This window comes from Falsiroseomonas algicola (assembly GCF_011040385.1).
GTDB lineage: Bacteria > Pseudomonadota > Alphaproteobacteria > Acetobacterales > Acetobacteraceae > Falsiroseomonas > Falsiroseomonas algicola.
Map to the genome: position 1 here is coordinate 17227 of NZ_JAAIKB010000026.1, position 26470 is coordinate 43696.

Below are 26470 nucleotides of genomic sequence, written 5' to 3' on the forward strand. Positions count from 1 at the left end.
CAGAAATGCCGTTCCGCTGCTGCCAGACCTCAGGTTTGGGAGCATCAGCGTGCATTACGACAGGAGCGATCAAGGCGGGGCGCAGCAGTCGCGTGGCCACCATCTCAAGCAGCACGAGCTCGCCGAACGCTGGAAGGTCAGTGGCCGGACGCTGGAGAAGTGGCGCCAGACGCGCCGGGGTCCGCCCTACCTGCTGATTGGTGGCGCAGTTCGGTACAGGATCGAGGACGTCCTCGCCTACGAGGCCTCCCGCCTGCAGGAGGCCCTGCGATGAGCAACGCCGCCGCCACGGAGGGCGCCGTCGACGCGGCGCGTCTCTATAGCTTCACCTTCGGCGACCATCAGACCCAGGCAGCCTGGAAGGATGTTCGCTCCCTCACCTGGCCCGACCTGGTCACGCTGATGACCAGCCACCCTGTCGGCCCCAAGAGCGGGTCTTGCATCGTCCCCGCCCGCTTCCACGGTGCCGCCCGCAAGAAGACCGAGGCACAGCAGATCGACGTGGCGCTGCTCGACAGCGACGTCGGCCACACGCTGGAGGAGTTGCGCCAGGCCGTCGCTGGCAAGGGCTGGCGCGCCATCATCACCTCCACCCACTCCCACCTGACGCCGCGGACCAGCAGCAAGCGCGGCGCCTGGGACAAATTCCTGGCCACCCATGGTGATCCAGAGACAGCGCCGGCCGCCTTCCTGCTCAGCAAGGGCTACCTGCCGCACATCACCCAGGGCGCGAAGGTCGTCGGTACCACCACGGAGGAGGTGACCTTCGAACACCAGCCCTGCCCGAAGTTCCGGGTCATCATCCCGCTGGCCCGGGCGTGGCTCGCCGCCGCCTACGACAGCCAGGCCCAGGCCAACGCCGCCTGGAAGGAGCGCATTGAGGCGCTGGCGGCCGCCCTCAGCCTGAACCACGACCAGTCCTGCACCGACACGTCCCGGCTCTTCTACCTGCCGCGCCGGCCGCCGGACGGCCCGCCGCCCGAGTACCTCGTCCTGGATGGCGAGCACTGCGACATCTTCGCGCTGCCGGCGCCACCGCAACCACCCCGTCCCGGCCAGGCTCGACGACGACGGCTCCGGCCCGATGCCAATACCAAGCTGCTGAAGGCCATGGGGGTCCAGGTCAGTGCCGAGGGCGACGGCGTCACCTTCCAGGACCCGGATACCGGCGAGATCGTCGAGCTCCAGGCCTGGGCCAGCCGCGGCGGCGGGCAGTTCCAGCTGCGCAGTGCCCTTCAGGCGCGCAGGCCCGGCGTGTTCCTCGGCAAGGTGGTGGACGGCGTCAAGCACCACCTCACCTGCGTCAATGCCGACGAGCACAGCAGCACCGACGCCGACACCGCGACCATCGTCATCGACGCCTCGGAGAGCGACAGCAAGGGCTTCATCTACTTCTGCCATCACAACCACTGCGTCACCCGCGACAGGCTATACATGCTCCGTCGCATGCTGGAGCAGCGGTGGCTCCTGCCGGAGGATCTGGAGAACCCGGCCTACTACCTGTCGGGCAAGGCACCGCGCCCGCTGATCCGGTACCTCGCCGGAGATCTGCCCCGGATCGTCGATCAGGCGGAGCAGGTGCTGGTGAAGGCCGCCGCCGGGATCTATCAGCGCGGCAGCTACATCGTCCGGCCCGGCGTCATCAAGGTGGACGTCGACCAGCGCGGGATCTCCAGCCTCCGGATCACCGAGGTGCAGGAGATGTCGCTGGTGGAAGAACTGACCCGGCATGCCGACTGGGAGAAGTTCGATGGCCGCTCGGAAAGCTGGGTCCGCATCGACGCACCCAACAGGGTCGCCAAAGCCTACATCCAGCGGACCGGCCGTCGGCGTCTCCCGGTACTGACCGGCCTCGTGGACGCGCCGACGCTGCGCAGCGATGGCAGCATCCTGGACCAGGTAGGCTACGATGCGGCGACCGGCCTCCTTTATGACGCCCGCGGGATGCGCTTTCCGGCGATCCCGCGCCAGCCGAGCAAGGCCCAGGCTGAGCAGGCACTGGCGACGCTCGCTGAGCTGCTGAGCACGTTCCCCTTCGTCGACGAGGCCAGCCGGTCGGTGGCGTACTCCGTCATCCTTACGGCCTGCATCCGGCGGTCGCTCCCGACAGCACCGCTGCATGCCTTTACGGCGCCGGTCGCCGGCTCCGGGAAGTCCACCCTGGTCGACCTAGCGAGCATCATCGCCACGGGCCGCGATGCCAGCGTGATCTCCCAGGGCAAGAGTGAGGAGGAATTAGAGAAGCGCCTCGGCGCCCTGCTGCTGGCCGGTGACCTCATCATCGCCATCGATAACTGCGCGCACCCCATCGACAGCGAGTTCCTGTGTTCCATGCTGACGCAGGCCAAGGTGCGACCGCGCATCCTCGGTCGCTCAGAGGCGCCGGAGCTGCCCGCAAACGGCCTGATCACCGCGACCGGGAACAATCTAGTGCTGGTTGGCGACCTCACGCGGCGCGCGATCATCTGCACGTTGAATCCAAAGGTGGAGCGGCCCGAACTGCGGGAATTCGATCGCAACCCAATGACGACGGCTCGGGAGAACCGCCACACCTACCTCGCCGCGGCCCTCACCGTCTTGCGCGCCTACCACGTCGCGGGCAGGCCGGATCAGCCGCCAGCGCTTGGATCCTTTGAGACCTGGAGCGGCTGGGTCCGCGGCGCGCTCCTGTGGCTTGGCCTAGCTGACCCGGTCAGCACGATGGAGGAACTCCGGGAAGAAGACCCGCAGCTGGAGGCCCAGATCACCGTCCTGAGCCACTGGGCTTCGGTGATCGGCAGCGCCCGCACCTCGACCCGCGCCATCATCGAGCGCGCCACACAGCCGGCGTCGACAGGTGCGGTGTTCGGCATGGGCATCCGCGTCGAGTACCTGTACCCCGACTTCCGCGAAGCACTGCTCGCCGTGGCTGGCGATAACGGCTCGGTCAATGGGCGCAGGCTCGGCAAATGGATCAAGAAACACGAGGATCGCATCGTCCAAGGCATGCGGATCGTCCGTTGCGGCTTCCTCGAGGGCACGATGACGTGGCGGCTCGAACAGAAGGAGTGATGCGCCGTCACGCGCTGAACTACGGCGCGCTACGGCAACCCGGTGGGTTAGGTGGAAGTCGGTCGGTGTTTCTAAGCAAGGCATGGAAAGTGGCAGACAGGTACATCACTATGTGTGTGTGCATGTGTGTTGACAGTTTCATGAGTAGGGCTGGAAACACCGATCGGAATCAACCGAACCCACCGCCACGATCGCAGACACGCGCTTCACGCCGGCGACAGGCTCGGAACAGTTCTTGGTAAATTACTGCACACATCGTAGTCCTACGTATCCCATCGCAAGAACGTCGCGTTGAAGTCGTGATTCCTGCTCGTGCATTCTGTGACGCACGCGGCGCCGACCTCGCGCTGCGGCGAGAGGCGCAGGATGACCACGAGCCACTGTTTCCCTGCCTACAACACCGCCCGCGTCGCCGACCTGGTGCCGTATGCGAGGAACGCGCGCACGCATAGCGACGCGCAGGTGGCGCAGATTGCCGCGTCCATCCGCGAGTTTGGCTTCACCAACCCCATCCTCGTCGATGGTGAGCGCGGCGTCATCGCCGGCCACGGGCGCCTGCTGGCCGCGCGCAAGCTCGGCATGGCGGAAGTGCCGACGCTGGAGCTGGGCCACCTGAGCGCCGCACAGCGCCGCGCCTATGTCCTCGCCGACAACCGCCTCGCGCTCTCCGCCGGCTGGGACGAGGCGATGCTGCGGCTGGAGCTGGGCGACCTTCAGGCCGAGGGCTTCGATCTAGCGCTCACCGGCTTTGACCGCGACGAGATCGTAAAGCTGCTGTTCGACGAACGCGGTGGCCTCACGGACCCCGACGCCGTGCCGCCGGTGCCCGAAGCGCCCGTCAGCCAGGCTGGCGACGTCTGGCTGCTTGGCCGGCACCGCCTCATCTGCGGCGATGCCACCAACGCCGGCACCGTGGAGCGCGTGCTCGCCGGCGTCCGTCCGCATCTCATGGTGACCGACCCGCCTTACGGCGTGGAGTACGATCCGGCCTGGCGGAATTCGGCGCTCGCCGGCAGCAAGACCGCTCGTACGGGCAAGGTACTGAACGACCACCGCGCTGACTGGCGCGAGGCCTGGGCGCTGTTCCCGGGTGATGTTGCGTATGTCTGGCACGGTGGCCTGCACGCCACCACGGTCGCCGAGAGCCTCGTCGCCTGCGGCTTCGACATCCGGGCGCAGATCGTCTGGGCGAAGGATCGCCTGGTGCTGGGGCGCGGGCATTATCATTGGCAACATGAACCCTGCTGGTACGCCGTCCGCGGTACCGGCCATTGGATGGGCGACCGCAAGCAGACCACGCTCTGGCAGATCGCCAGCACCGGCCAGGATGCCGAGACGGTCCATGGCACCCAGAAGCCCGTGGAGTGCAGGCGCCGGCCGATCGAGAACAACTCCAGTCCCGGCCAGGCGGTCTACGAGCCCTTCTCCGGCTCCGGCACCACGCTGATCGCCGCCGAGATGACCGGGCGCGCCTGCTACGCCGTGGAGCTCTCGCCGGCCTATGTCGATGTGGCGGTGCTGCGCTGGCAGGCCTTCGCCGGGCAGGCAGCGTTGCTCAGCGGCGACGGACGCAGCTTTGCCGAGATCGCTTCCGCCCGCGCCGCGGAAGGTACCTGATCATGTCCGGCACCACCTACCAGCCGACCGAGGAGCAGCGGCGCACCGTTCGGGCCATGTCGGGCTACGGCATCCCGCAGACCGACATCGCCACCATCCTCGAGATCGACGCCAAGACACTGCGCAAGCACTTCCGGCGTGAGCTCGACCGCGGCTCCATCGAAGCCACGACCAAGGTGGCGCAGACGCTGTTCAGTATGGCCACCTCCGGTCAGAACACGGCGGCGGCGATCTTCTGGATGAAGGCCCGCGCTGGCTGGCGCGAGAAGCAGGAGATTGTCCTCTCCACCAAGCCGGTGATCGAGATGACGGACGAGGAACTTGCGCAGGAGATCGCGCGGGAACGCACTGCGCGCCTGACGATCGATGGAGATTAGCCCAGCCGCCCTACTCGCCCAGCGCCGCGCGCTTCGCCGGGATTTCGGCCTGTGGTGCGAGCACGCCCTGGCACCCCAGGGCTTTGTGCCGGCGGCGCATCACCGCCTGCTCATCCGAGAGCTTCAGGCGGTGGCCGATGGTCGGCAGGATCGCCTCATGGTGTTCATGCCGCCGGGGTCGGCGAAGTCCACCTACACCTCGGACCTCTTCCCCGCCTGGTTCCTGGCCCAGGGCGCCGATCGCCGCGTCATCGCCACCAGCAACACCGCCGACCTCGCCGGCGCCTTCTCCCGCCGCGTCCGGGGCCGCATCCGCAGCCATGGCCTGGCGCTGGGCTACAGGCTGGAGCGCGAGGCCGAGGACCTCTGGACCACGACGAATGGCGGCGAGTACCGCGCTGCCGGCATCGGCGGGGTCATCACCGGCCTGCGTGCCGACCTGGCGCTGATCGATGATCCCGTGAAGTCGCGCGAGGAGGCGGACAGCGAGGTCCGACGGAACCGGGTCTGGGAATGGTTCCAGGATGACCTCCGCACGCGGCTGAAGCCTGGCGCATCCATCGTCGTGGTGCAGACGCGCTGGCATGAGGACGACCTGGCAGGCCGGCTGCTGGAAGCGCAGCGCGGCCAGTGGCGCGTGGTGTCGCTGCCGGCGGAAGCCGAGGCCGACGACCCGCTGGGCCGGGCGCCCGGCGAGATGCTCTGGGGCGATGACGGGTACGGCTATGCCGCCTCGCTCGCCCGTGTGAAGGCCGAGGCGAGCACGCGCAGCTGGTCCGCGCTCTACCAGCAGCAGCCCGTGCCCGACACTGGCGACTACTTCCGGCGGGAATGGCTGCAACTGGCGGACCAGCTGCCGGACCAGGCCACGATGCGGATCTACGGCGCCTCGGATTACGCGGTCACGGCGAATGGCGGCGACTACACCGTCCACGTCGTGGTCGGCATGGACCCGCAGGGGCGGCTCTGGTTGCTGGACCTCTGGCGCGGCCAGGCGGCGTCCGACATCTGGATCGAGGCCTTCTGCGATCTCGTGCGGCAGTGGCGTCCGATCGGCTGGGCGGAGGAGACGGGGCAGATCCGCGCCGGCATCGGGCCCTTCCTCGGGCGCCGCATGAGGGAGCGGCAGGCCTATGTCGCACGCCAGGCTTTCCCGACCCGCGGCGACAAGGCGGTGCGGGCGCAGTCAATCCGAGGCCGCATGGCGCTGGAGGGGCTGCACGTGCTGCGGCAGGCGCCGTGGCGGCAGGCCTTCGAGGCGGAGCTGCTGACCTTCCCTGCCGGCAAGCACGACGATCAGGTCGATGCGCTCGGCCTGGTCGGACAGCTGCTGGATCGGATGGTATCGGGCCGGACGCCGCGGCACGAGAAGGTGGTACCGATCGACCGATGGGCGCGGGCCTTCGATCGGGATCGCGATGGATCAGTCAGCGGCTGGAAGGTCGCGTGACGGCGGCGCCCCTGTTCACCACCGACCTACGACAGTTGGTCGGTGGTGAACAGGTTGGTGCCAAACGCTCCGCAGGCTCACTGGACCGTCGAAGTCAGCAGGAACTCGCTAGCGATTAATGGCGCCACCGCAAAGATCTGCATCTCAGCATCCAAGATGGACTTAGGCGCCGTCGACGCTGGGAGCGCGACCATGGCTCGGAGGAGTTGCAAGTATTCAATGTAGCCGGACCAATCGGCTTGGAGATGCGTCTTACGTCGGCACGTCCTCAGTCGGATAGCGGCTGGTCTTATCACGCGACTCTGGCTCTGCGGCATCGCAAACGCGCGCTGGTCCCCGAGGTGAGAAAGTACACAGTTCAACGCTACGGCTGTCCGTGCGTCATAGATCGCGTGCTCACCAGGGCGCGCAAGCGCGATGACCTTGCTCCAGCTGGAAACGCCCTCGGTACCCTGGCTGGCAATGAAGGAGGCGATGCTCGCGTCGTCGAACGCTTTCAGGCGATGAGCATAGCCATCGAGCTTGGCAGCGTGATTTCGCTTTATCCCGCCCCACTCCACGATGATCCAAGCGATCAGCGACCTACGAAGATCTGGGTTGCCACCACGAAGGTGCGGCGAGATGATTTCGCGCAGTTTGCGATTGAAGGCGCTGGAGTCTTCCGGCGCCGAAGCGAGATCGATTTTCTCGGACAATGCAACCAAGCGCTGCCGGGCTATCGGGTTGAGCTTCCAATTGTAGCTCGCCGGCCTGTCAATCTGAGACCAGATCTTGGCAACTAACCCCGCCTCCCATGACATCGGCCAACCCCGCCTGCACCAATCCGCGACCCGAACTGCACAGCAGCTCAGCATCGCTCATTACGATATTGCAGTATTGGCGCCTTCGCTAGACGCTCTGGGCATGATGAGCCCTACGCCCCGATCCGTCCTGCCATCGGCACCACCATCCCATACGGCAGCGGCGGCAGCTTCCCGCCCACCGCGGCTTCCACCAAGTCTCGGCGCCGCCATGGATCGCCACCGAAGGGCATCTCCCGCGGCGCCCGGAAATGCCTGGCCGCGAGAGTTCGTGCCCCATCCTCGTCGGCTGCGCTGACGAAGCAGGGACCGGCGTAGCGGCTGGCCAGCCAGTCAGCATGCCAGCGCCGATCGGGATGGGGTGTGAGCCGGAAGGTGACTGGCTGCCCCACGCCATGGTCAAGCCGCCCCTTGCCGGCGGGTCGCGCCGGCGCCGAAGCAAGAGCGTCGAGCGCTTCACGCAGATGCGGCCGGGGCAGCGCCGGAAACACGGCGAGCGCCAGCTGACGGGCCGACTCCAGCGCATCCGCCGGGGTCGCGCCCGCGGCCAGGGCGGCATCCCGCGCCGTCCTGATGGCGTGCCAGACCACCGGCGAGATCAATGGCGGCGCGCGGTGCGCCGGAGGGGTCGATGGATCCGGCATGATGCGTCTTCCTGGGCTCAGGGAGCCCCAGAACAAAAACAGAACTCGCGATCAATGGCAAGCGCAGCGTGATGTCCTATGCGCCGCCGCTCCGCGCCATCACCCGCGCCACCGTCGTATGAGTCCAGGCACCCCTGCCCTGCGGCGTCGGCACCCCGCGCTCATTCAGCGCCCGCGCCATCGCCGCCTGACCCTCGACGCCCTCGGCCCGCAGCCGCTCCACCTCTAGCACCAGCCGATGCGCCGCCCGTTCTGCCGTCTCTCGCCGCGCCAGGGCGGCCGCAGCGGCGTCGGGTCCGGCAGCTGGCCGGTAGCCCCGGTCGCCGCCTAGCAGCCGCCCACGGGCCTTGGCGGCGGCCAGAGCGGCCCTGGTCCGCTCGGCGATCAGCTCCCGCTCCTTCTGCGCCATTGCCGCATACACCCGCATCATCAGGTCGTCCGCGCCCGGCATGTCTGCCGCCCGGATTGAGACGCCGTCCTCCAGCAGCTGCGACAGCGTATGGGCGCGGCGGGTGATCCGATCGAGCCGCGCCGCCACCAGCACTGCGCCAAGCTGCCGGCACCGCGTCAGTGCCGCCTGGAAGCCCGGCCGGCGGTCGTCCTTGCCGCTGGCGATGTCGGAATACTCGGCGACCAGGAACCAGCCCTGGCTCGCCGCGAAGGCGCGGACGGAGGCGGCCTGCGCCTCCAGCCCGAGCCCACTCTGCCCCTGCTCAGCGGTAGAGACCCGGTAGAGCCCGACCGCGTAGCGCGGCGCCGCAGCACCAGGCCGCATCAGCCGGCCTCGGCGATGCGGTAGATGCTGTAGGAGCCCTTCGCGCCGGTGTTGTTCGGCCCGACCTGGCGCACCCGCTCCATGACCTCCACCGCGATGCCCTGGCGCTTCTTGATGCCGGCGAAGAACCCCCGGACCGTGTGCTGCTGCCAGCCGGTCGCCTCCATGACCTGGGCGATCGTGGCGCCCTCCGGCCGGCGCAGCAGGGCCAGCACCTGCTCCTGCTTCGTGCCTTGGCGCGGTGCGCGGGGAGCGCCTGGCTCGCGGGCCGGTCGGGCGGGCTTACCGGCGACGGCAGCCTGGAGCGTGGCGATGGCGACCTCCAGCGCGCCGGGACTATCGCTGCGGGTCTCCCAGGCGGCCCGGACGGCTGTGGCGGCGTTGCGCACGCCGCTGGGGCGCTGATGCGTGGACACGGTCGCCAGGGACTCTGTGGGCGCCGTGTGGGGCGGTGTCGCCTCCGCCGCGCCGTCGCGGCCGCCGGGGGCCTCAATGGCCTGTACGGCCGCCGTAGCGGCTTCTGCGGGCCCCTGCGCCACAAGACGATAGGTAACCGGCCCGGCCTCAGTAATCCAGGCGTCGCGCTCGTCGGCGGCATCAACTTCCACCGCCTCGATCAGCGCCTTCGCGAGCAGGCTCTTGCGGACCGCCTCGCGGGCAGCGGTCGGCAGCTTGGCGGGCGGGATGGCAAGCCGCATCGGGTGCGTCGCCGCCGCGGCCAGGATCTGCGTCTGCGTGTCGGAGAGCTTCATCGTCGGGGTCCTCGTGCCGCACCCGACCATCCGGGTGCTACGAGCCCGAGCCCCGCAGGCCTGGCCTGTCGGGGCGTGGCGGGGTCAGCGCCGCGTTACGGCGCGTATCCGCCGCGCCGAAAGTGCTGGTCAGCAATGTCCTTCAGCTTCGCAGTGGCGTCGGCGAGCCAGGCCGCCTCGCCCCAGAGCACCGCATCAGGGTCGGCGCCGAAGTGGTCCGCGCTGGCCTGCTGCAGCTCGCCGAGCACCGCGTCGAACTCCGCCTTCCTCGCCATGAAGGCGTCGAGGCTGCGCTGCTGGTTGGCTTCCTGCTTCGTCATCGCCGTCTCCGTCTCGCTCTCCGCGTGACGGACACTTCGCTCTACGGCGCGCGGTAGCCAAGCGAAGTCTGGAGCCAAGCGAAGTTAGTTTAGCGCGGATCCCCTCGGCAGCCCGCCTCTAGTTGTCTCAATGCCAGCCTGTCGGGTCGCCGCCAGGCGCGGACAGCGTCTATTGAAGGGGCAACATCCTGCAGCTGAAGGCTCCTTTCGAAGATCTTGCCTCACAGCCGCCGAAGCCGCTCCATCAGTCTCACAAGGTCAGCCAACGACTTTGTGCCCATCTTCTGCATCACCGCGCGCCGATGGATTTTCACCGTGATTTCGCTCAAGCCCAGTTCCCACGCGACCTGTTTGTTCATCAGCCCACGCACGATCAGGCCACCGACCTCCTTCTCTCGCGGTGACAACGTCGCGTAGCGGGACTGCACATCCATCACCTCCCCGTTTGAGGCTCGACGCTCTCGATCGCGCTCGAGCGCCACCTCCACGGCGGCCAGGATGTCAGCGTCCCGGAAGGGCTTTGCCAGGAAGTCTACGGCGCCGGCCTTCATGGCGCGTACCGACATGGGGATGTCGCCATGTCCCGTGACGACAATGGTCGGAAGGGTGATCCCGAGCCCATTGAACTGCGCATGAAGGTCGAGGCCGTCCATGTCTGGCAGGCGCACGTCAAGAATCAGGCAGCCCGGCCGATTAACATCCCGCTCCTCGAGAAAGGACGCGACCGAGGCGTAAGCCACCGCATCTAGCCCCGTGGAACGGAAGAACCGCACAAGCGCATCACGAAGCGAGGCATCGTCCTCGAGTATGTGGATCAACGGTTCCATGGTCAGGGTGCCGCCGGCAGCACAACGTGGAAGATTGCGCCGCCTGCGTCACCATTCGTCACCCAGATGCGCCCGCCATTTGCCTCCGTGCACCGCCGGCAGATGGCGAGACCCACCCCCAGCCCGCCATCCTTCGTCGAGTAGAAGGGTTCGAAGATGCGGGTCAGCTGCGTCGCGGAGATGCCTGGCCCGCTATCGGCGACCTCGATGAGAACGCCATCGTCATGCGGGCACAGGCGAAGCACGACGTCCCGTCTGCCAAACGCCCCTTCAACGGCTTGCGCCGCGTTGCGCAGCAGGTTCACCAGGATCTGGCCGAGCTGGACGGGGTCTGCCAGAATCCTGGGAGTAGTGGCGGCTGCCTCCAGGTGCAGCTCAGCCCGCGCGGCGCGCATGTCGTGCTCGACCAAGCGGGTTGCGTCGTCGGCGGCGCGCCGTGCATCCACCGCAAGGGGCCGAGCCATGCTCCGTGATAGCAGAAGACGCGTGCGGTCGACGACGTCACGTGCGCGCAACGCATCTTCAATCAGCGCCACGATGGCTGCATCGGCTTCGGCGATATCAGGGTGGAGGCGACGAAGCCAGCGCAACGCCGCCTCCGCATTGGTGACAACGGCGGCCAGGGGGTTCTTGACTTCATGGGCGATCGCCGCCGTCAGCACATCGACGGCCGATGTCCGGAACGCGCGGTAACCCTCGCGCTCGGCCTCCGCCAACCGCGCCTGATCCGCCTTGTAGTCCGTGATATCTGCTACGCAGACGAGCAGCCGCGCGAAGTCCGCCTCCCGCACCGGAAGCTTCGCCATGACGAGACAGTCCCGCAGCGCTCCGTCGGCGCGCCTGACATGACTCTCGACGCGCAGGAAACTGTCGCCGCGCGCCAGGGCCGAAACCCACGCAGTGAAGGTCTGCGCCGAGAATGGCACGATATCGGCTAGCCATCCGATCAGCGCGTGCCGGTGCGTGACACCCATCAGTTGCAGCGTGGCCTGATTGACATCGGTGATCCGCACGGTGCCGTGCAACCTGCTCAGCAACGCCGGCTCCTCTGCCAGTCGCGCGAGGGGGTCGTGACCTGCGGCCCGCATCGCCCCCAGTGCGGCACCCACGGCCGACCAATCCTCCTCCCAGATGGAGATGCCCGTCCGGTCCAGCGTATCGGCGAAGGGTGGCCGGGCGTTGTCCATCGTCGTCAGCCGGTCTCGTCGAGCGCTTCGGTCAGGCAGCGCAGGATGGCCTCGGAATCGAAGGGCTTGCTGAGGAAGCAGCGCGCGCCATCGGCCATGGCCTGCTTGCGGATTGCCTCCTCAGGAAATGCTGTCACGATGATGACGGGAAGGTGAGGATACCGGGCTCGAACGGCGCGCTGCAGGTCGAGCCCGCTCATTCCGGGCATCTGGATGTCGGTGACGAGGCAGTCTGGCGGTGTGGGGTCGGCATCGGCAAGGAAGCTCGGCCCGTCGGCGAAAAGCTGAACAGTGTAGCCGACCGATCGGAGAAGACTGCGCAACGCCATCCGTATGCCCTGGTCGTCATCCACCACGGCGATCACACGGGCGTCCATCACCTCAGCCCTGCACCGGCAAGGTGAAGTGGAAGGTCGTGCCTTGCCCCGGCGTGCTGTCGGCCCACAGCCTTCCACCGTGCGACTCGATGCAGTTGCGACAGATGGCAAGGCCCATCCCCATGCCGCCGGGTCGCGTGGTCTGAAAGGGCATGAAGATACGCTCCATCAATCCGGCGGCGATGCCGCAGCCGCAATCCTGCACGTCCACCTGCACGGCCTCGGCCGCCGCATGCAGCCGGATGGTCAGGTCCCGGGGCCCGGGAACCTCTGACATCGCCTGTGCGCCGTTCAGCAGCAGGTTCACCAGTACCTGCTGGATCTGCACGGCGTCCGCGGAGACACGTGGCAATCCGGCATCGGCATCGAAATGAACGGAGATGCCGAGCTCCCTCATCTCTCGGCCGACCACCATGATGGCATCACGCGCTGTCTCCGCTAGATCCACGAGTCGGCGGTGGCGGGGTGTGTTGCTAAGAAAGGAACGGGTGCGCGCCACCACGTCGCGTGCCCGCGTCGCCTCCTGCATCAGTTGAGCGATCGCGGCCTCGGCCTCCGCGATCTCCGGGACCGGTCGTCGCAGCCAGCGCATGCAGGCTTCTGCGTTCAGCACGATGGCGGAAAGGGGAGAGTTCACCTCATGCGCGAGGGAAGCCGTGAGCGTACCGACGGTGATGACGCGCGACGCGCGCGCCAGTTCGGTCTCCGCGGCCACTAGGCGCGCATGGGATGCCTTGTAGCCGGTGATGTCGATGGCGGTGACGATGATGTGGCGGAACCCATCGAGGTCGGATGGCAGTTCGGCGGCGAAGAGTGTGTCGATCACGCTGCCATCCGGCCGCGTGATGTGGGCTTCCGATCGGAACACCGGCGCGCCGGCCGCCAGCGCCACCAGCCACTGCACGAACGTCTGGTCGGTGTCCGGCAGGATGCGGTCGAGCGGACCGATGAAGTCGGCGGGGCTCCGCGCCCCCATCATCTGCACGGTGAAGGCGTTGACGTTGCGGATCGTCACCTGCCGGCGCAGCGCGCGCAGCGCGTCCGGATGGGCGGTGAAATGGGTCTGCATGTCGTGGATGCCGGCGCGCTTGAGCGCGATGATCGCCTGCGCAACGGGGCTCCAATCCTCCTCCCAGAGGGAGACGCCAGCGCGTTCGAAGATCGCCAGCGCGCGCCTCTCCGCCCGGACCAAGCGAAGAGCAAGCAGCCCGGATCCTGCCAGCGCCAGGCAGACGGCAAGGACGCCGACGACGATGGCTGGCAGATGCCAGGCGCCGGGCGCGTCATCGCCGGCCAGGCCGAGCAGATAGCCCCCAACGGCCGCGGCCAGGACAAAGCCAAGCGCGACGAGACCCAGAGCGGTAAGACGCCCCGGCGCCCGCCGGGCAGCACTGGCCCAGGCCGGCATTCCGGTGGACGGCGTGCCGCCTTCCGCAGGCGCCGCGCCCGGCTGCCCCGGCCACAGCGAAAAAACGGGCTTCGCTGTCTCGGCCCGCATGGGGACGTCTCCTTCCACCTCCAGGCCCAGGGGGACCGCTGGAACGCCAGCCTAGGCCTTGCGGTGCTTCCAGCAAGACCGCTTCTGCCCCTTCAGGTCCCAGATCGCCCTATACCTTCGTATAGGCGACAGCCAGGTCAGAGCCTTGGCAGGTTCCTGGCCCATGTCCGCAGTGGAAGCAGGCCTGGAGGCTTCAAATGGCAGCAGCGTGCCGGCGCCGCCATGCGCTCGGGCTGCTGCCCGTCGCCTGGCGGAAAACACGCGACATGTGTGCCTGGTCGGCCAGGCCGCACGCCAGCGCGATCTGGGCCAAGGGCTCAGACCCCTCCAGCATCATGCGCTGCGCCTGCTCGACCCGCATGCGCAGCAGATAGCCATGTGGCGTCTCGCCGAAGCTCGCCTTGAAGGCTCGGGTGAAGTAGCTCGTGCTCAGCCGGACCGCCGAGGCCAGGTCCTCGACGCGCAAGGTCTCATGCAGGCTCACCGCGACGAGTTCGCGGACGCGGCGCTGCTGCCAGGGCGCGAGGCAGCCTGCACGGGCGGCCTGCGGCGCAGCCGTCACGGGGCGCAGCAGCGCCGTGGCGCGGGCGAGCAGCCCGCGAGCCGCAACGATGTCCCGGCCCATCTCATGGTCGGCGCGTTCGAGCAGATCGGCCAGGATCGCGGTGGCCAGATGCGGCGGCCCGCCCGGCGTAGTGCCGGCGGAGACACTAATGGGCTGGTGCTGGGTCTGCATGGCTCGATTCCTTCCTTATCTCGGCGGTGCCCAATGGGCCAGGGCGACCGTGGAGGGAAAGTTGCCGGGCCAAGCCTGCGCAGCGTGAGTGAAGGCTTGCGAAGATTCGCTGCGCTGCCGCTGGCCGGCCTAGGGCGAGATCATGCCACGCCAACGCTCCACTTCCTGCATCGCGAGATCGGCAAGCTGCGCTGCACCGCCCGGCATCAGCGCCGCGCCCAGCGCCACCAGCGCGGCATCCAATGCCGGTTCCTGCTTCGCTGTCCGCATCGCCTCCTCCAGCCGGCGGGCGACAGCGTCGGGCAGCCCGGCCGGTGCGAAGATGCCGCACCACCCCTGCACGCGCACCGCCGGCCATCCCAGCTCCGCCGTCGTCGGCACGCCAGGCAGCAACGCTGCCCTTTCCGGGGCCGTGACAGCGAAGGGCCGCAGCACGCCATCCTCGATCTGCCCGCGGAAGATGCCGGGGTGGTAGAAGATCGCATCGACGCGGCCGGCCAGCAGGTCGGCGACCGCCTGCGCGGGGGCGTTGTAGGGCACGTGCTCGACCTGGATGCCGGTGGCGCGAGCGAAGAGGATCATGGCGAGGTGCGCCGTAGTGCCCGTGCCGGTGGATGCGAAGGAAACCGACCTGCGCCTGCCTGCCGTGAGCAGGGCGTTAAGATCCGTGAATCGGTCGCTGCGGGCGAGCAGCACGTTCGGCGTCTCCGCATAGGGCGAGATCGGCCTGAAGTCGCGCAGCGGATCGAAACCCTGATCGGCATAGAGGCTGGCGTTCACGCCATGCGTGCCGATCGTGCCGAGCAGCAGCGCATAGCCATCCGCTGGGGCGCGGGCGACCGTGACAGCACCGAGATTCCCGCCGGCCCCACCGCGATTATCCACCAGCACCGGCTGGTCAAGCGCGTCGCCGAGCGGGCCGATGAGCCGGCGCGCGAGCGTGTCCACGGTGGTGCCCGCTGCGAAGGGCACGACGAGGCGGATGGGGCGCGATGGCCAGCTTCCCTGGCCGAGGGCGGGGCGGGACAGCACCGCACCGAGAAGGCCGGCGGCAACGGCTCTGCGGCTGGTCGACATCGGTCGCCTCCTGTCGTCCTAGCCTGTAGCACGGCGCCGCAGCGCATCGCACACCAAACCATCGCGACGGGCGAGCCTGCCACATGGTGCTGATGGCCGACCTCGTGACCACCGCCCCGATCTGGACCTTCGGGACTTTCCGTCTCGACATGCAGCAGCAGGCCCTCTTCGATGGCCAACGCCGCGTGCGCCTCGGCGGCCGGGCCTTCGACATCCTGCGCGCACTGGTCGAGCAATCGGGAGAACTGATGACGCGCGATGCGCTGGAGGCGCGCGTCTGGCCCGGCGTTTTCGTTGATGACAGCACGCTGCGCGTTCACGTCGCCGCGCTGCGCAAGGTGCTCGGTGCGGATGATGCCGAGCGCCGCTACATCGTGAATGTCCCTGGCCGCGGGTATGTCTTCGCCGCGCCGGTGCAGCGGATCGATGGCCCGGGCGCGGCGCTGCCGGCACCCCGCCCGGCCGAATCCCGCCTTCCGCCAACGCTGGTTCGGATGCTGGGGCGGGAGGACACGCTCCGCGACCTGGCCGCGCAGATGGCGCAACGCCGCTTCATGACGATTGTCGGCCCGGGGGGCATGGGGAAGACCACGCTGGCCGTCGCGGTGGCGGAGGCGTTGTCGGAACGCCATGGGCAGGATGCCCGCTTCGTCGATCTCGCCCCGCTGTCCGATCCCGCGCATCTCGCGACGGCCATTGCCGGCACGCTCGACGTGCCGCTGCCGAGCGGGGAGGCGCGCGACCTGGTGGCTGCCCTGCGTGGCCGGTCGCTGCTGCTGGTGATCGATAACTGCGAGCATCTGGTGGATGCCGCGGCCACGCTGGCGGAAACGCTGCTGGCTGGCCTGCCAGGCCTGCGGCTGCTTGCCACCAGCCGCGAACCGCTGCGCGCCAGCGGCGAATGGGTGCATCGGCTGTCGCCGCTGGCGCTGCCGCTTGCGGGGCCTCTAACGATGGCGGAAGCCATGCGCCATGCAGCCGTCCAGCTCTTCCACGAAAGGGCGGCGGCCTGCATGGATGGCTTCGCGCCGGGTGACGCGGAAGCGCCGCTCATCGCCGCCATCTGCCGCAGGCTGGAGGGCATTCCGCTGGCGATCGAACTGGCCGCGCCGCGGGTCGAATTCCTCGGCCTCGCCGGCCTGGCTGAAGGCCTCGACGACAGCCTGTCCTCACTCGCGGCGGGCCGGCGCACCGCGCTGCCCCGCCACCGCACGCTCCGCGGCACGCTGGACTGGAGCCATGCGCTGCTGGAGCCCGCGGAACAGGCGCTGCTGCGGCGCCTCGCCGTCTTCCGGGGCAGCTTCACCCTGGCGGCCGCGCATGACGTGGCCGGCGGCCCGCAGGCCAACCGGGGCGACACGATGGAAGGGCTGGCGAGCCTCGCCGCCAAGTCCCTGTTGTCCGTCGACATCAGCGGCGAGGTGCCGCGCTACCGGCTGCTCGCGATGACGCGTGCCTATGCCGCGGAGAAGCTGGCCGCCACGGCGGAGGAGCCCGAGGTGGCGGCGCGCCATGCCCGGCTCTGCCTCGCCACGCTGGTCGGGGCCGAGCGGGACTGGGAGGTGCTGGAGCGGTCGGCCTGGCTGGATCGGCACGCCGCCTGGATCGACGACGTCAGAGCCGCGCTCGACCGCTGCTTCGCCCCGAACGGCGCGCTGGAGACGGGTATTGCGCTGGCCGCCGCCTCGGCGCCGCTCTGGTTCGCCCTGTCGCTGGGCCAGGAGTTTCGGGCCCGCGCCGAGGAGGCGCTGGCCAGACTGCCGCACACCGCGCTGCGCGGCAGCGAGGTGGAACTCACCCTCTGCCTGTCAGCCGGCGCCGCCATCTTCAACACGCGAGGCCCCACGCCGGAGATGGCGACGCTGTCCGCCCGTGCGCTGGCGCTGGCCGAATCGCTCGGCTCCACCCTGCATCAGCTCCGTGCCCTCTGGGCCCTGGCACGGGAGCGGTATGTCCAAGGCGACTACCACGGTGCCCTCGGCTTCTGCGAACGCTTCGCGGCCGTCACCGACGCCTGCGGCGACATCCCGGAAACGCTGGTCAGGGACCGCATGATGGGCCTCGGCCTGCACCTGGTGGGCCGACAGGCGGAGGCGCGGCGCTACGCGGCGCGCACCCTGGGCCATCCGGCGGAGGCTTTCCGCAACACCCACAAGAGCTTCCACGAATACGATAACCGCGTCGCCGCGCGCTCCCATCTATCCCGCATCCTGTGGATCCAGGGCGAGCCTGACGCGGCGGCGGCGATGGCGGCGGAGGGGGTCGAGCAGGCGCAATCCCTCGGCTACCCGCCACCGCTCTGCTACCTTCTGTCGTTTGCCGCCTGCCCGATCGCCTTCTGGAACGGCGACTTCAGCGCAGCGGCAGACTATGTGTCGCTGCTGCTCGACCAATCCGCCAATCTCAGCTTCGGCTACTGGGAAGGCTGGCGTCGCCTCCACGGCCAGGTGCTGGACTTCGCACGCGCCGATGCGGACACGCGGCCGAGGATCGCCATGCAGTTGCGGAGCCTGCCGTTGGGCGCACTCCAGGCGGACCTCCTCGGCACCTTTGATCCGCTTCTTGCCTCGCCACTGGCCCTTCGGCGCGCGGCAGAGCATGGGGATACCTGGTGCGGCCCGGAGATCCTGCGCGGCGAGGCGCTGGCGCTGCTGCAGCGGGGCGACGGTGCGGCGGCGGCGGAGACGCTGCACCGGGCCCTGGAACTGACGCGACGGCAGTGCGCGCTGGGCTGGGAGCTGCGCGTCGCCACCAGCCTCGCGGAGCATGACCTGCCGGGCGAACGGCGCCGCGCGGCACTGGACCGGCTAGAGGCGGTGCGCGCCCGCTTTAAGCAGGGCGTCGCCACCGCCGATCTCCGCCACGCCGACGCCCTGCTCGCCGCGCCGTGACACGAAGCCGCGCCAGGTGACACGGCCCAGGATCAGGAAGCCGGCCAGCAGCGCAACCTGCGTGCCCACGAAGGCGGGCTCCGTCTGCGTCGGAGCCAGCAGGGAGAGGCTCGGGAATTTCTGGAACATCTGCACCACGGCCACGAAAAGGTTGAAGTACAGCGCGGCCGCGGCGCCGACGATGAAGACGCCGCGCCAGGCGCCGCGCAGACCTGATGCGTAAAGCGCCCAGGCGCTGGCCAGCAGCGCCAGCATGGTCAGCACGCCCACCACCTGCGCCGGCGTGATGCCGGAGGGGAACATGAAGCCGCTCAAAGCGGACAGCGTGGTGGTCAGCAGGAAGGCCGCAGTCCAGCGCGGCAGCCAGTGACCGCTGAGAAGCGCGCCCTGCACCACCAGCCCCGTGCCGATGCCGGCCAGGCTTACCCCGATGTGCAGCGCCGTGAAGACCTCGAAGGATACGCCAGGCATGATCGCACTCCCTTGTTGCGCTGCCCCCGTATGGGCAGCCATGGCGCCATCATGGCTTTGCGTGGCGCGACCCCGCTTGGCGTGGCGTAGCGGCCTTGGCGAAATGCGCCGTGCCGCGCGAGGGGCGGGGACGGCGGCACGGTCCAAACCGCGAGCCATTCATGCAATCGTCAACAGGGTGGCGCTGCGATGGTTTGCCCCGTCGCGACACGGCCGGAAGGCCATGGCGGGACGCCCAGAAACCCGGGTGAGCCGCACGGCGCCCGACATCGCGGAGACCAAGCCATGACCAGCCGACCGATCCTCCCGCGCATCGCTGCCGCCACGCTCGGCCTCGCCGGCCTCGTGCTGACCGCGGGCGGCGCCGCGGCGCAGAACACCAACTGCATCGACACGCTCGCCGCCATGCCCGGCGCCTCGCGTTTCGTCGATGTCGCCGTGCGGACCCATGTGGCGCAGGACCTGCGCGAGGTCGGCCCCTTCACCATCTTTGTGCCGACGGACGACGCCGTCGCGAAGGTGGCGCCGGGGCTTGCCAATGTCGTCTTCCCCGGCCAGACGAGCGGCGAACGGACGGCCGATCCGGTCGTCGGCCCGGCGGTCATCAACGCGCATATCCTGCCGGGTCGCTACACCTCCTCCTCGCTGCGGCCGGGGGAGAGTGTCACGATGCGCACGCGGGCCGGCACGCAGCTGACCATCGCCAATGAGGGCGGTGCCTATGTGCTCACAGCCCCGAACGGCCAGCGGGCGGTGGTGACGCTCGGCGACCGCCTGTGCTCCAACGGCGTCGTGCATGTGATCGACACAGCGCTCGTGCGCTGATCCGGAAGCCGCCGCGCCGTCGAACAGCGGCGCGGCGTCGTCTCGACCCGAGCCAGGGCCCGGCGCCCATCGCCGCTTACCCAGCGGGACCAGGCCCCAATGAGCATGGCCGCCACCCCCAAGATCCTGACACCGCTGACGCTGGGCGCCATGCATCTCTCGCACCGCGCGGTGCTGCTGGCCCACACGGTGCCGGCCGCGCTGGATCGGCACGCCAGCCTGCGCGCCGGCGGCGTCATCATCGCAGCCGGCCAGGATTGGGCCGGCGCCGCCGCCGCGGTGCACGCAACAGGCAGCCACATCGTCGCCGCCCTTCCTGCCGAAGGGGCGGCGCGCCTGGCAGCCGCTGCCATGGATGGCGGCTGCGACGGGCTTGAACTGGACTCCGCGGGCCTGACGCCGGCGCGACTGCTGCCCATCCTCGATGACGCCATTCGCCGCTGGGGTCCCGCCCGGCTGGCCGTGCGGTTGCCCGGCAGCGGTCAGCGCGCGGCTTTCGATGCCACGGCTGGCCTGCTCGCGATCCTGAACGAGCTGGAACTGGGCTTCGTGCATCTGCCGGATCCGCCGGCCCATGGCGAGGCGCGCCAGCGGCTGCGGTCGGTGTTCCGCTGGCCCATCATCGCATCCGGCGCATTGGCGGCCGCGGAGGCCGCGGGCCTGGTGGAGAGCCGTTGGGCCGACGCGATCGGTTTCGACGCCGATGGCGAGTTGCCGGAGGCACTGTCCAGCAGCAAGCCCGCGGGCCGGAGGCGCTGACGAACGCGCCCCCGGCACCATCCTTCAGGCCGGAAGGCGATAGCGCGCCGCAGGGTGGCGCCGCGAGAGGTCGGGCGCCATCGCCTGACGTGCAGCAACCAGCGCCGCCCAGAGACCGGCATCGGGCAGTGACGGGATGGTCACCAGCTCGCCCTGGTCCAGCCCGACCAGGGCGGCTGACACCATCTCCTCCGCCTCCATCACCATCTCCGGGTCGAGGCGGTTCGCATCATGGCCCGCCCTTTCGAAGATCTCGGTGCGCGTCAGGCCCGGCATCACCGCCTGCAGGCGCAGGCCGCGGCCCGCCGTCTCGCCGGCCAGGGACTCGGTCAGCGCCAACACGAAGGCCTTGCTGGCTACATAGGTGGGCGGGAAGACGCCCGGGTTGAGCGCGACCACGGAAGCGATATTGACGAGCGTGCCGCCGCCGCGCCCGATGAAGGCCTGCGCGGCCGCCAGCGCTAGGCGGTGAAGGGCGGCGACGTTCAGGGCCAGCATGCGATCGAGTTGCCGAAGGTCCGACGCCAGTGCCGGCCCGGTCGGCCCCAGCCCCGCATTGTTCACCAGCATACGGATGGCGGAATCCGACTGCACGCGATGTTCCACCGCCGCCAAGCCTTCTGCTTCCGTCAGGTCAGCCACCAAAACGTCCACCATCACACCGGCCTCGGCGCGCAGGCGATCGGCCAGCGCGCGCAGCCGTCCCGCATCGCGTGCCACCAGGAGCAGGTCATGGCCACGGCGAGCGAGCAGGGCCGCGTAGGTTGCGCCGATGCCAGAGGAGGCGCCGGTGATGAGGGCAGTGCCCCGTTTCTCCTGATGATCCATGCTGTCAGCTCCCATTCCAAAGGATCGCGGCGCCATCACATGGCACCGCGCGAAGCATGGCGAGGTACGGTAGCCGCGGCTTGCATGAGGCATCCTGATTTGCCGTTAGCCGCCGCCTGGCATGCGACAACACGGCGGCAACTTCCGACATGTTCGGGAGGTCCTGAGCAAGCGCTCCCCTATGCCCCTGCAACATGCTGTCGCCACGCGCCGGGACGTTCCGGCCGGGATGGGAATGAGGAGCACCTGCCGATGCCTACGATCACGACGCGCGATGGCACCGAGATCTTCTACAAGGACTGGGGCCCGAAGGACGCGCAGCCCCTGGTCTTCCATCACGGCTGGCCGCTGAGCGCGGACGACTGGGACGCGCAGATGACCTACTTCCTGGCCAAGGGGTTTCGCGTGATCGCCCATGACCGCCGCGGCCATGGACGGTCCAGCCAGGCCTGGCTCGGCAACGAGATGGACACCTACGCCACCGATGTGGCGACCCTGGCGGCAACACTCGACCTCCAAGGTGCCGTGCATATCGGCCATTCGACCGGCGGCGGCGAGGTGACGCGCTACGTCGCCCGCCATGGCGGGAGGCGCGTCGCGAAGGCCGTGCTGATCGGGGCGGTTCCGCCCATCATGGTCCGCTCCGCCGCCAATCCGGGTGGCTTACCCATCGAGGTGTTCGACGGGTTCCGCGCAGCGCTCCTTGCAAATCGCGCGCAGTTCTATCGCGACGTGCCCGCCGGCCCGTTCTACGGCTTCAATCGGCCCGGTGCCGCAGCCAGCCAGGGGGTAATCGACAATTGGTGGCGCCAGGGAATGATGGGCGGCATCAAGCCCCAGTATGACTGCATTCAAGCCTTCTCCGAGACAGACTTCACTGAGGACCTGAAGGCGATCGCCGTGCCGGTGCTGCTGCTGCACGGCGACGACGACCAGATCGTTCCCTATGCGGACTCGGCGCCGCTCGCAGCCAGGCTGATCCGCGACGGCACCCTGAAGACGTATCAGGGTCTCGGCCATGGGGTGTGCACCATGAACGCGGATCTGGTGAACGCGGATCTGCTGGCCTTCATCCAGCGCTGAGCCTTCGGTCGGCGCCGAGAGGCGGTTGTCGCAATCCGCCTCTCACCAACGCCGCCTGCAGGCGATGCCGCGGCGGTCTACGCAATGAGCCCAGAGAACTTCATTCCCCGGTTTCCACCGCTGCTCCAGTCGGACTTCCCGCAAACCCTCTCCACCACTGTGCAGACCGCGTAGAAACGCCCGTCTCGCCACGGTTTTGGCGCTAGGGTTGATGGATCGAGGCCGGAACGAACGGCCCTAACAGCTCTCTGGACGCCGGGGACTCTCTGGACCTTGAGGGTAGCCCGATCTACCCCACAAGCCTTACAACGTTGATCTGCCTTAGCTTTGCTGCGTCGACCCACGCCGGGATTCTGCGGTTTCCACCGCTACCCGGTCGCTACTTCGCATTTACCGCACGCCGGACGCCGGCGGCGCCGTCCCGAAAGGACACCAGCAGCATGGCCAAGCTCCCTCCCCTCCCCGCCGCCGGCCGTGCGCCCCAGGGCGGCAACAACGCCGCCCCCGGCAAGGCCAACCCCAAGGACGCCCGCGCGGGCTCCAGGAACAGCGGTGACCTGAAGCACGGCGGCGTCAACAAGGCGACCCAGGCCAGCCGCAAGCACGGCGATCGGTGACGGCCGACCAGAGCCCTGCCCGGCTTAGACAGCTCGCTGTTCGGCGCGGTCTCGCCATGGCCGCCAGCCGCGACGCCATGGCAACACCGCTAGTCAAGACGGACGGTGCGATTTGGCCATGAAGGGGAAGACCAGCGGGGCGCACTGTCGCCGAAGGCATGGACCGCCTTCCTGTCACGGACCCACGACTTCTTCGGCCGCCATTCGCAGGACAACGGCATGCTGGCTGACGTGCTCCCCGCTTTCCTACCGCGGATAACTTGGACCCGTTCTTCGTTTGCCCCTGGTCGGGGCTGTGGTGGATCGGGCCGAGGGCGCGGAGCCCTCGAGTAGCGCAGCGCCCTCGGCCCGATCCTTCGCGCGGGCGCTGTGTCTCGCAAACTCCTCCGGCGTCAGGCCGCCGAGGCTGCCGTGGGGCCGGACCCGATTGTAGTCCTCGCGCCAGGCCTCGATCAGCCGACGCGCCTCGCTCAGCGAGCCAAACACGTGCTCGTTCAGGCATTCGTCCCGCAGGCGGCCGTTGAAGCTCTCCACGAACGCATTCTGCTGCGGCTTGCCCGGCGCGATGTAGTGCCATTCGACGCCGCGCTCCTCCGCCCACCGCAGCACCGCCACCGAGGTCAGCTCCGTGCCGTTGTCGCTGACGATCATCGCAGGCAAGCGCCGCTCGGCGTATTCCTCCGGTGAGGGCCGCCTTCCGGCGCGGGGGTGAACCTGCCTTCTGATCTTATCGACGCTCGTAAGAGTGTTGCTAAGGACGGAGCGGGTTGGCGGCATGGAAATCATCAGCGGCGTCGAGCGTCGGCGCCGATGGCGTGTTGAGGATAAGCTGCGGATCGTCGCTGAGGCTGAACGGCCGGGGGCGTGCTTCGCGGAGGTGGCGCGGCGGCACGAGGTGAGCCGGAGCGTGCTGTGGTCCTGGCGCAAGGAGGTTCGCTCAGGCGTCCTGGTGGCGGAGGAGACGCCGTCCTTCATGCCGGTGCAGATCGCGCCGGAGCGGACATCGATGGCAGCGCCGCCATCGGCCGGGATCACTGCACCGCGGCCTGCGGCCGATGCGTCGGTCGAACGCGACGACCGCATCGAGATCGTGCTGGCCGACGGCACGGCGGTGCGGGTCCCCGAGACGGTCGGCACCGCAGCCCTTCGTCGTGTGCTGTCGGCGCTGCGCGGATGATCCCGGTCCCCTCCGGCGTCCGCGTCTGGCTGGCGATGGGTCACACGGACATGCGCCGCGGCATGCAGTCCCTTGCGCTGCAGGTGCAGCAGACGCTCGGGCGCGATCCCCATGCCGGCGATCTCTTTGTTTTCCGAGGCCGCAAGGCTGACCTGGTCAAAATCATCTGGCACGACGGGGTCGGCATGTCGCTCTACATGAAAAGGCTGGAGCGCGGTCGCTTCATATGGCCCTCGCCGACGGAGGGCTGCGTGGCGATCTCCGGCCCACAGCTGGCCTACATGCTCGACGGGATCGACTGGCGGAACCCGCAGCGAACTTGGCGGCCCGAGGTCGCTGGATAGACTGTCGTCGCAGCGAATTTCGGCTTCCTGCCGCGGGTCGGGTGTGATTCGATCCTCGACGTGATGCCCGCGCCGGACAGCACCGCCGACGACCTCGCCGCCCTGCAGGCGGCGCTTGCGGCCGAGCGCCTGGCACGACAGGAGGCCGAGGCGCGGGCGACCGGCGCCGAGGCCATGGTGGCGCACCTCAAGCTGCTCATCGCCAAGCTCAAGCATGACAAGTTCGGCGCCTCCTCCGAACGCGGGCGCAAGCTGATCGACCAGCTTGAGCTGGAACTCGGCGAGCTCGTCGCCGCCGCCAGCGAGGATGCCGCCAAGGCCGAGGCCGCCGCGGGCAAGGATAAGCCGTCCACCGGCACGTCACCACGCCGGCATCCAGTCCGCACTTCGCTGCCGGAGCACCTGCCGCGCGAGCGCGTGGTGATCGCCGCGCCCTCCGCCTGCCCGTGCTGCGGCGGCAAGCTCTCCAAGCTTGGCGAGGACATCACCGAGACGCTCGAGGTTGTGCCGCGGCAGTGGAAGGTCATCCAGACCGTCCGCGAGAAGTTCTCCTGCCGGTCCTGCGAGACCATCACCCAGCCGCCCGCGCCGTTCCACCCGATCGCGCGTGGCCGCGCCGGTCCCCAGCTGCTGGCGATGATACTGGAGGCCAAGTTCGGCCAGCACCTGCCGCTGAACCGCCTCTGCGAAACCTACGCCCGCGAGGGGATCGAACTCAGCGTCTCCACCGTCGCAGACTGGGTCGGCGCCTGCACCGCCGGCCTGGCGCCGATTATGGCGCTGATCGACGCCCATGTCCTCGCCGCCGCGCGGCTGCACGGCGACCACACCACGGTGCCCGTGCTGGCCCGCGGCCGCACCATCGTCGGCCGGGTCTGGACCTATGTCCGCGACGACCGGCCCTTTGCCGGGCCGGCACCGCCCGCGGCGACCTTCCGCTACTCCCGCGACCGCACCGGTGAGCATCCGCAGCGGCACCTCGCCGGCTACGCGGGCATCCTGCAGGCCGATGCCTATGCCGGGTTCAACGAGCTCTACGCGCCCGACCGAAAGCCAGGCCCGATCACCGAGGCCGCCTGCTGGGCGCATGGAAGGCGCAAGCTGTTCAAGCTCGCCGAGGTCGCCCGCGCCCCGCTGGCCGCCGAGGCGGTCCGGCGCATCGACGCCATCTTCGCGGCAGAACGCGCCATCAACGGCATACCCGCCGAACAGCGCCTTGCCGTGCGGCAGCAGCAAATCGCACCCCTCGTCACCGACCTCGAGACCTGGATGCGCGAACAGCGCGCCCGCATGTCCCGCCACGCCGAGGTGGCCAAGGCGATGGACTACATGCTGACCCGCTGGGACGCCTTCAGCCGCTTCCTCCACGACGGGAAGATCTGCCTGACGAACAACGCAGCCGAGCGACAGCTCCGTGGCGTAGCCCTTGGCCGGAAGGCATGGATGTTCGCCGGCTCCGATCGCGGCGGCGAACGTGCCGCGGCGATGTATTCGCTCATCGCCACCGCCAAGCTGAACGACGTCGATCCCCGCGCCTGGCTCGCCGATGTGCTGGCCCGCATCGCCGACCACCCGGCGTCGCGCCTGCACGAACTGCTGCCCTGGAACTGGAAGGCAGCGCAGGCCAGACCCGCCGCCGAAGCCGCCTGACCGTGGCCGCCCCAGGCGTCGTCTTCACCATCGCCCGCGCCGCCGAGATGCTCGGCGAGACCGTTGATCTCCTCGACGAGATTGCCGACCAACTCGAGCCCGAGGACGGCTGCCTCTGGATCTACGACACCAACGAGCACGCCACCCTGGGCTTCACCGAGCGCGGCATCGAAAGCCTCAAGGAACTAATCGCCGATCAGAAGCGGTGACCAGCCACCTCGTACCAGTGCTCAGCACCCGCGGCCTTGGCCGGATGGATACCGCTCGGCCACCAAGCGCTCCAGCTCGCGCACCACCCGCGCGCCGCTGATCGAGGTGTCCACCACCGTCGCCAGCG

Annotated in this window: 27 protein-coding genes and 1 pseudogene; 14 read left to right on the top strand and 14 right to left on the bottom strand. The window is 68.9% G+C overall.

The features are described from left to right. Positions 1-49 precede the first annotated feature (49 nt). From G3576_RS29525 to terL, 5 genes are all read left to right on the top strand, one after another. On the top strand, positions 50-274 hold the full coding sequence (locus G3576_RS29525; RefSeq protein ID WP_164698075.1) for a helix-turn-helix transcriptional regulator: 225 nt from the start codon (positions 50-52) through the stop codon (positions 272-274). Further along, positions 271-3051, top strand: coding sequence for a hypothetical protein (locus G3576_RS29530; protein WP_164698076.1), 2781 nt, complete (start codon positions 271-273; stop codon positions 3049-3051). Before G3576_RS29525 ends, G3576_RS29530 begins: the two co-directional genes overlap by 4 nt. A 366-nt stretch (positions 3052-3417) precedes the next feature. Then, positions 3418-4668 (top strand): site-specific DNA-methyltransferase, encoded by a 1251-nt coding sequence (locus G3576_RS29535; protein ID WP_164698077.1) that lies wholly within the window; start codon positions 3418-3420, stop codon positions 4666-4668. A 2-nt stretch (positions 4669-4670) separates the two neighbouring features. Further along, on the top strand, positions 4671-5045 hold the full coding sequence (locus G3576_RS29540; protein WP_164698078.1) for a hypothetical protein: 375 nt from the start codon (positions 4671-4673) through the stop codon (positions 5043-5045). After that, complete coding sequence (gene terL / locus G3576_RS29545) at positions 5035-6495, top strand: phage terminase large subunit (protein ID WP_164698079.1); 1461 nt, start codon at positions 5035-5037, stop codon at positions 6493-6495. Before G3576_RS29540 ends, terL begins: the two co-directional genes overlap by 11 nt. Before the next feature lie 77 nt (positions 6496-6572). On the opposite strand, the gene G3576_RS29550 is transcribed toward terL, so the two are convergent. The 11 genes from G3576_RS29550 to G3576_RS29600 all read right to left on the bottom strand — a co-directional run bounded on the left by G3576_RS29550 (position 6573) and on the right by G3576_RS29600 (position 15488). Further along, positions 6573-7295, bottom strand: coding sequence for a hypothetical protein (locus G3576_RS29550; protein ID WP_164698080.1), 723 nt, complete (start codon positions 7293-7295; stop codon positions 6573-6575). Between the two features lie 113 nt (positions 7296-7408). Beyond that, on the bottom strand, positions 7409-7939 hold the full coding sequence (locus G3576_RS29555; RefSeq protein ID WP_164698081.1) for a hypothetical protein: 531 nt from the start codon (positions 7937-7939) through the stop codon (positions 7409-7411). Positions 7940-8015: 76 nt separating this feature from the next. Further along, entirely contained in the window at positions 8016-8714 is a 699-nt protein-coding gene (locus G3576_RS29560) for a recombinase family protein (protein WP_164698082.1), read from the bottom strand. Beyond that, a complete protein-coding gene (locus G3576_RS29565; RefSeq protein ID WP_207623103.1) occupies positions 8714-9466 on the bottom strand; it encodes a DUF3489 domain-containing protein in 753 nt (250 codons plus the stop codon). The genes G3576_RS29560 and G3576_RS29565 overlap by 1 nt, the downstream gene beginning before the upstream one ends. Positions 9467-9561: 95 nt before the next feature. Then, positions 9562-9786, bottom strand: coding sequence for a hypothetical protein (locus G3576_RS29570; protein ID WP_164698083.1), 225 nt, complete (start codon positions 9784-9786; stop codon positions 9562-9564). Positions 9787-10007: 221 nt separating this feature from the next. Continuing rightward, entirely contained in the window at positions 10008-10613 is a 606-nt protein-coding gene (locus G3576_RS29575; RefSeq protein WP_164698084.1) for a response regulator transcription factor, read from the bottom strand. Positions 10614-10615: 2 nt separating this feature from the next. Further along, positions 10616-11800: a sensor histidine kinase gene (locus tag G3576_RS29580; protein WP_164698085.1), complete on the bottom strand. Its 1185-nt coding sequence runs from the start codon at positions 11798-11800 to the stop codon at positions 10616-10618. A gap of 5 nt (positions 11801-11805) precedes the next feature. Beyond that, a complete protein-coding gene (locus tag G3576_RS29585; protein WP_164698086.1) occupies positions 11806-12177 on the bottom strand; it encodes a response regulator transcription factor in 372 nt (123 codons plus the stop codon). Between the two features lie 4 nt (positions 12178-12181). Further along, complete coding sequence (locus G3576_RS29590; RefSeq protein WP_164698087.1) at positions 12182-13675, bottom strand: sensor histidine kinase; 1494 nt, start codon at positions 13673-13675, stop codon at positions 12182-12184. Positions 13676-13868: 193 nt separating this feature from the next. After that, positions 13869-14411: a helix-turn-helix domain-containing protein gene (locus G3576_RS29595; protein WP_164698088.1), complete on the bottom strand. Its 543-nt coding sequence runs from the start codon at positions 14409-14411 to the stop codon at positions 13869-13871. Between the two features lie 129 nt (positions 14412-14540). After that, complete coding sequence (locus tag G3576_RS29600) at positions 14541-15488, bottom strand: Bug family tripartite tricarboxylate transporter substrate binding protein (RefSeq protein WP_164698089.1); 948 nt, start codon at positions 15486-15488, stop codon at positions 14541-14543. An 83-nt stretch (positions 15489-15571) separates the two neighbouring features. On the opposite strand from G3576_RS29600, the gene G3576_RS29605 reads away from it, so the two are divergent. Beyond that, positions 15572-18379, top strand: coding sequence for an ATP-binding protein (locus G3576_RS29605; RefSeq protein ID WP_164698090.1), 2808 nt, complete (start codon positions 15572-15574; stop codon positions 18377-18379). Here the strand turns inward: G3576_RS29605 and G3576_RS29610 are convergent. Then, positions 18296-18850, bottom strand: a complete 555-nt coding sequence (locus G3576_RS29610) for a hypothetical protein (RefSeq protein ID WP_207623104.1) — start codon at positions 18848-18850, stop codon at positions 18296-18298. The two genes, G3576_RS29605 and G3576_RS29610, sit on opposite strands and share 84 nt — an antisense overlap. Before the next feature lie 285 nt (positions 18851-19135). Here G3576_RS29610 and G3576_RS29615 point away from each other — a divergent pair, with 285 nt between their 5' ends. Both G3576_RS29615 and G3576_RS29620 read left to right on the top strand, forming a co-directional pair. Further along, positions 19136-19675, top strand: coding sequence for a fasciclin domain-containing protein (locus G3576_RS29615; protein ID WP_164698091.1), 540 nt, complete (start codon positions 19136-19138; stop codon positions 19673-19675). 105 nt (positions 19676-19780) lie between these two features. Then, positions 19781-20434 (top strand): beta/alpha barrel domain-containing protein, encoded by a 654-nt coding sequence (locus G3576_RS29620; protein WP_164698092.1) that lies wholly within the window; start codon positions 19781-19783, stop codon positions 20432-20434. A gap of 24 nt (positions 20435-20458) precedes the next feature. On the opposite strand, the gene G3576_RS29625 is transcribed toward G3576_RS29620, so the two are convergent. Beyond that, the gene (locus G3576_RS29625; RefSeq protein ID WP_235952534.1) at positions 20459-21298 is read right to left on the bottom strand and encodes an SDR family NAD(P)-dependent oxidoreductase; all 840 of its coding nucleotides are present in this window, start codon (positions 21296-21298) and stop codon (positions 20459-20461) included. Positions 21299-21514: 216 nt separating this feature from the next. Between G3576_RS29625 and G3576_RS29630 the strand changes: the two genes are divergently transcribed. Together G3576_RS29630 and G3576_RS29635 are read left to right on the top strand one after the other, a co-directional pair. Then, a complete protein-coding gene (locus G3576_RS29630; RefSeq protein ID WP_164698093.1) occupies positions 21515-22345 on the top strand; it encodes an alpha/beta fold hydrolase in 831 nt (276 codons plus the stop codon). A gap of 440 nt (positions 22346-22785) precedes the next feature. Further along, positions 22786-22962 carry a hypothetical protein gene (locus G3576_RS29635; protein WP_164698094.1) on the top strand — a complete coding sequence of 59 codons (177 nt, stop codon included), beginning with the start codon at positions 22786-22788 and terminating at the stop codon, positions 22960-22962. Positions 22963-23208: 246 nt separating this feature from the next. Here the strand turns inward: G3576_RS29635 and G3576_RS29640 are convergent. Continuing rightward, positions 23209-23628, bottom strand: a pseudogene (locus tag G3576_RS29640) (integrase core domain-containing protein); the annotation flags it as partial. A 109-nt stretch (positions 23629-23737) separates the two neighbouring features. Between G3576_RS29640 and tnpA the strand changes: the two are divergent. From tnpA to G3576_RS29660, 4 genes are all read left to right on the top strand, one after another. Continuing rightward, positions 23738-24139, top strand: coding sequence for an IS66-like element accessory protein TnpA (gene tnpA / locus G3576_RS29645; protein WP_164698095.1), 402 nt, complete (start codon positions 23738-23740; stop codon positions 24137-24139). Beyond that, positions 24136-24483, top strand: a complete 348-nt coding sequence (gene tnpB / locus G3576_RS29650) for an IS66 family insertion sequence element accessory protein TnpB (RefSeq protein ID WP_164698096.1) — start codon at positions 24136-24138, stop codon at positions 24481-24483. Before tnpA ends, tnpB begins: the two co-directional genes overlap by 4 nt. Positions 24484-24546: 63 nt before the next feature. After that, positions 24547-26133 carry an IS66 family transposase gene (gene tnpC, locus G3576_RS29655; RefSeq protein ID WP_164698097.1) on the top strand — a complete coding sequence of 529 codons (1587 nt, stop codon included), beginning with the start codon at positions 24547-24549 and terminating at the stop codon, positions 26131-26133. 2 nt (positions 26134-26135) lie between these two features. Continuing rightward, positions 26136-26342: a hypothetical protein gene (locus tag G3576_RS29660; RefSeq protein WP_164698098.1), complete on the top strand. Its 207-nt coding sequence runs from the start codon at positions 26136-26138 to the stop codon at positions 26340-26342. Positions 26343-26470 lie beyond the last annotated feature (128 nt).